Here is a 4,066-nt window from a genome sequence, read left to right as displayed (position 1 = left end):
GACTGGTGGGTGACGTTGCACCGGAGGTCCGCGAGCGGGCCGGTTGGCTGGCACCGATGCCCGGCGGGGCGGGGCCGATGACTCGGGCCATGCTGTTGGTGAATGTGGTGGAAGCTGCGGAGCGCGCATGACAGCCAACGAGCACAGCGATGACGAGGCGCCAGCGGGCCCCCATCCGTTCAACCCGGAGCCACTCGACCCGGTAGACGAGCGTGCGGACAGCGCTGGCGAACTGGAAGTGGCGAGCCAGGGACCCGACGAACCCGTCGATGTCCCCTTGAACGTGGTGGCCCTGCAAGGAGTGACAGCCCGCGAGCGCGGTCGACCACTCATCTTGGTGCTACTTCTGGCGGTGTCTGGTCTGGCGTTGATGCTGGTGGACTTCCGACTCGGCACCTTGATCTTGGCCGGTTCCGCTACGACCGCGCTGATTCTGCGGGCCGTCTTGCCCACCCGACGGGCTGGCTTATTAGTGGTTCGCACTCGAACCATTGACTTGACGATTCTGTCGGCGTTGACCGGCTCGCTGCTGTTGCTGGCTCTGATCACGCCAGCCCAGTAATCACGGACCCGGTAGCAGTCACGGCAAAAGCCCGTCGTTAGGCTGGGATGCGGTCCCAACGGTTGCGATTGCTGCCGGACCCATTGTGCGCCGCTGACTCAGCGGCGTGCTCACCACCCATCAGGAGGAAAACTCGATGTCTCGCAAGGGCAAGGTCACTGTCGTCGGCGCCGGATTCTACGGATCCACTACCGCCAAGCGGTTGGCGGAGTACGACATCTTCGACACTGTGGTGCTCACCGATGTGGTGGACGGCAAAGCCGAGGGCCTCGCACTGGATCTGAACCAGTCCCGCGCGGTGGAGGGCTTCGAAACCAAACTCATCGGGCAGACCACCAGCCCCGACGGTGCCGGCTACGAGGTCATTGCCGGTTCCGACATTGTGGTGATCACCGCCGGGCTGCCGCGCAAGCCCGGGATGAGCCGGATGGACCTCATCGAGACCAACGCCAAGATCATGCGCTCGGTGGCAGAAAACATCGCCAAGCATGCCCCCGACGCGGTGATCATCAACGTGGCGAACCCGCTGGACGAGATGACCGCGCTGGCCCAGATCGTGACGGGCTTCCCCAAGAGCCAGATCATGGGTCAGGCCGGCATGCTCGACACCGCCCGTTTCACCAACTTCGTGGCCGAGAAACTGGACGTGCCTGTGGGCAGCGTGACCACACTGACCCTCGGCTCCCACGGCGACACCATGGTGCCGGTCCCCTCAGCCTGCAACGTCGACGGCAAGCCGCTGTCGGACCTGCTGAGTGAGGACGAGATCGAGGATTTGGTCACCCGCACCCGCAACGGTGGGGCGGAAGTGGTCGCGCTGTTGAAGACCGGCTCGGCCTATTACGCGCCATCAGCCGCCGCGGCTCGGATGGCCAAAGCAGTCATCGAAGACTCCGGTGAGGTGATGCCGGTATGCGCCTGGGTGGACGGCGAGCACGGCATCAGCGGCGTCTACCTCGGCGTTGAGGCCGAGATCGGCCGCGAAGGCGTGCGCCGCGTGGTGGAGACTGATCTGACCGAGACCGAGTTGGCCGGACTGCGCGAAGCTGCCGAGGCAGTCCGCGCCAAGCAGGCCGACGTCAAAGATCTCTGATCGACCGACCCCAGCAACCTCAAGGAGCACCCATGAGCAAGATCAAGGTGGCCAATCCGGTCGTCGAACTTGATGGCGACGAAATGACCCGGATCATCTGGGAGTTCATCAAAGAGCAGCTGATCCTGCCCTACCTGGACGTCGACCTGAAGTACTACGACTTGGGGATCGAAAGTCGCGACGCCACCGACGATCAGATCACCGTCGATGCCGCCAACGCCATCAAGGAGTTTGGTGTCGGCGTCAAGTGCGCGACCATCACCCCCGACGAGGCTCGGGTGGAAGAGTTTGGTCTGCAGCGGATGTACCGCTCGCCCAACGGAACCATCCGCAACATCCTCGGCGGGGTCATCTTCCGCGAACCGATCATCATCAGCAACATCCCGCGGCTCGTTCCGGGGTGGACCCAGCCGATCGTGGTCGGCAGGCACGCCTTCGGTGACCAGTACCGGGCCACCGACTTCAAGGTGCCCGGGCCCGGCACACTGACCATGACCTACACGCCCGCTGACGGTTCGGCGCCGATGGAGTTCGACATCTTCGACTTCCCCGGTGGTGGTGTCGCCATGGGCATGTACAACCTGGACGACTCGATCCGCGACTTCGCCCGCGCCTCGATGCGCTATGGCCTGTCCCGGGGCTACCCGGTGTACCTGTCCACCAAGAACACCATCCTCAAGGCTTACGACGGTCGGTTCAAGGACCTGTTCGCCGAGGTGTACGAAACCGAATTCAAGCAAGAGTTCGAGGCTGCTGGCATCAGCTATGAACACCGACTGATTGACGACATGGTGGCTGCCGCGCTGAAGTGGGAGGGCGGCTACGTCTGGGCCTGCAAGAACTACGACGGTGACGTGCAATCCGACACGGTCGCGCAGGGCTTCGGTTCGCTTGGTTTGATGACCAGCGTGCTGATGACCCCGGACGGTCGCACCGTCGAGGCGGAAGCAGCCCACGGCACCGTGACCCGGCACTACCGGCAGCATCAGCAGGGCAACCCCACCTCCACTAACCCGATCGCGTCGATCTTCGCGTGGACCCGAGGCTTAGCCCACCGGGGTCGAATGGACGGTACGCCCGAGGTCACCGGTTTCGCCGAGACGTTGGAGCAGGTCTGCATCGGCACCGTGGAGAGCGGCAAGATGACCAAGGATCTGGCGTTGCTGGTCGGCGACGACCAAGAATTCCAGACCACCCAGGAGTTCTTGGCGTCAATCGATGACAACCTGCAGGCGGCGATGGCCTGATCCGTCGTGCGTCTGATCACGGCCAACGTCAATGGCATTCGGGCCGCGTTGCGGCGGGGCGGCGTCGCCTGGTTGGCGGCGCAAGAACCCGACGTGTTGGCGTTGCAAGAAGTACGCGCCGACGACGACACCTTGCGTCACATCCTGGCGAACACCGGTTTCGCCGACTGGCATGTTGCTCATGCGGTGAGTGAGCAGAAAGGTCGCGCCGGGGTGGCGATCGCCAGTCGTGAAGAGCCGCAGGAGTTGCAGATTGGTTGGGGCCCGGGCGACGAGTTCAACCAGTCCGGCCGCTGGGTAGAGGTCGATCTGACGCTTCCCAGCATCGGTGAACTCACTGTGGCCAGTTGTTACGTGCATACCGGTGAGGCCGACACCCCCAAACAAGACGAAAAACTCCGGTTCCTGACCGCCATGTCAGACCGGATGGCCGAACTAACTGCCGCTCAGCGCCCAGCGGTGATCGCCGGTGATCTGAATGTGGCTCACGCTGAGGTCGACATCAAGAATTGGAAGGGCAACCTGAAGAAGGCGGGGTTTCTTCCCGAGGAGCGCGCCTTCCTGGATGAGTGGTTGGCCAACGGCTGGGTGGATCTGGGTCGAGCTCACGGCGGGGAAGGACCTGGCCCGTACACCTGGTGGTCGTGGCGGGGGAAGGCCTTCGACAATGACGCTGGCTGGCGGATTGACTATCTGCTCGCCACCGAGGCGCTGGCGGCGAGTGCTGCCGGTGTGTCGGTGGGTCGCGCTGACAGTTATGCCGAGCGCTGGAGTGACCACGCTGCTGTGACTGCCGACTTCAGTTTCTGACCGAGATCCGCCGACCATTCCCCGAACAGTTGTGGCTGTGCTTGCGGTTGGGTGCAGGCTGCGATTGTGATGGGGTTGTGGCGCGGGATTCATTGGTGGGCGCTGCGTGACCGGCGTGTGACCGGTATGTCTGGTTTGTCGGTTTCTTGTGTGGTGGTGTGGTGGTGAGGGGGGGTATTTCCCGGTTATCGCCGGCTTTTTAGGGTTAGGGTGCGGGGTATGCGCGTGAGGTCTCACGTACGGACTATGAGGAGAACCACCATGGTGACAGTTGCTGGGTCGAACACATCTGGTCGAGGGTTACCCAGAATGGGTGTGCTGCTGGTTGCGGTGGTGGGGCTGCTGCTGGGGTTG

Annotated in this window: 5 protein-coding genes; all 5 read left to right on the top strand. The window is 63.3% G+C overall.

The annotated features are described in order from the left end of the window. Positions 1-131, top strand: a 131-nt coding sequence (locus K0U62_08220; protein MCH9801499.1) for a bifunctional methylenetetrahydrofolate dehydrogenase/methenyltetrahydrofolate cyclohydrolase, incomplete at its 5' end; no start/stop codon positions are given. Beyond that, positions 128-562, top strand: coding sequence for a DUF3017 domain-containing protein (locus tag K0U62_08215; GenBank protein ID MCH9801498.1), 435 nt, complete (start codon positions 128-130; stop codon positions 560-562). The genes K0U62_08220 and K0U62_08215, both read left to right, overlap by 4 nt. A 136-nt stretch (positions 563-698) precedes the next feature. Beyond that, a complete protein-coding gene (locus K0U62_08210) occupies positions 699-1,655 on the top strand; it encodes a malate dehydrogenase (GenBank protein MCH9801497.1) in 957 nt (318 codons plus the stop codon). Between the two features lie 32 nt (positions 1,656-1,687). Continuing rightward, positions 1,688-2,902: an NADP-dependent isocitrate dehydrogenase gene (locus K0U62_08205; GenBank protein ID MCH9801496.1), complete on the top strand. Its 1,215-nt coding sequence runs from the start codon at positions 1,688-1,690 to the stop codon at positions 2,900-2,902. 6 nt (positions 2,903-2,908) lie between these two features. After that, complete coding sequence (gene xth / locus K0U62_08200; GenBank protein ID MCH9801495.1) at positions 2,909-3,712, top strand: exodeoxyribonuclease III; 804 nt, start codon at positions 2,909-2,911, stop codon at positions 3,710-3,712. Positions 3,713-4,066: the final 354 nt, after the last annotated feature.

This window comes from Actinomycetes bacterium, from assembly GCA_022599915.1.
Lineage (GTDB): Bacteria > Actinomycetota > Actinomycetes > S36-B12.
This window is presented reverse-complemented; position numbering and strand designations above follow the sequence as displayed.

Excerpts from the sequence above, each read along its gene's own strand:
- K0U62_08210 (MCH9801497.1), top strand. The coding sequence starts at position 699 with ATGTCTCGCAAGGGCAAGGTCACTGTCGTCGGCGCCGGATTCTACGGA.
- K0U62_08215 (MCH9801498.1), top strand. The coding sequence starts at position 128 with ATGACAGCCAACGAGCACAGCGATGACGAGGCGCCAGCGGGCCCCCAT.
- K0U62_08205 (MCH9801496.1), top strand. The coding sequence starts at position 1,688 with ATGAGCAAGATCAAGGTGGCCAATCCGGTCGTCGAACTTGATGGCGAC.